This window comes from Streptomyces litchfieldiae (assembly GCF_031845365.1).
GTDB classification, from domain to species: domain Bacteria; phylum Actinomycetota; class Actinomycetes; order Streptomycetales; family Streptomycetaceae; genus Streptomyces; species Streptomyces litchfieldiae.
In genome coordinates this window covers 1-628 of record NZ_JAVREL010000075.1, presented here as the reverse complement: position 1 = coordinate 628, position 628 = coordinate 1, and the positions used below count along the sequence as shown (strand labels likewise).

The window sequence follows — 628 nt, the reverse complement described above, 5'->3', positions numbered from 1 at the left end:
GGCTGGAGGCGCACCTGTCGTACCGGATCGGCCTGCGCACGTTCTCCGAGGCGGAGAGCCGGACCGCGATCGGTGTGCCGGACGCCAACCATCTGCCCAGCGCACCCGGCCACGGCTATCTCAAGACCGACACCACCACGCTCAAGCGGTTCCGCGCCGCCTATGTCTCCGGGCCCCACCGCACCGGCGACGAGGCCGCCGGAGCCGCGCTCGGCGGCGCCCTCGACGTCCGGCCCTTCCCGGCCGGCCATGTGCCGGTGCCCGCCGCGGGGACCGCGCCGGAGCCCGAACTCCGACCGGAGCCGGACGAGTTCGCCGAGGGCGAGGACCTGGCCAGCACCGTTCTGGGCGTCATGGTCGGGCAGTTGGCCGGCCAGGGCCCGGCCGCCCACCAGGTGTGGCTGCCGCCCCTGGACGACCCCGAGCCGCTGGACGCGCTGCACGGCGACCTCGCGATCCGCCCCGGCCGCGGCTTCGGCGGCGCCCCGGACACCCCGCCGCTGACGGCCGTCATCGGCACCGTCGACCGGCCGTTCCACCAGCGCCGCGACCCTCTCCGGCTCAACCTGGCGGGCGCCGGTGGCCATGTGGCGGTGGTCGGTGGCCCGCACGGCGGCAAGTCAACGGC

The 628-nt window shown here is 76.4% G+C and carries 1 pseudogene; it reads left to right on the top strand.

Annotation, left to right across the window (positions count from 1 at the left end):
- A pseudogene (locus RM590_RS35445) lies at positions 1–628 on the top strand (type VII secretion protein EccC); the annotation flags it as partial.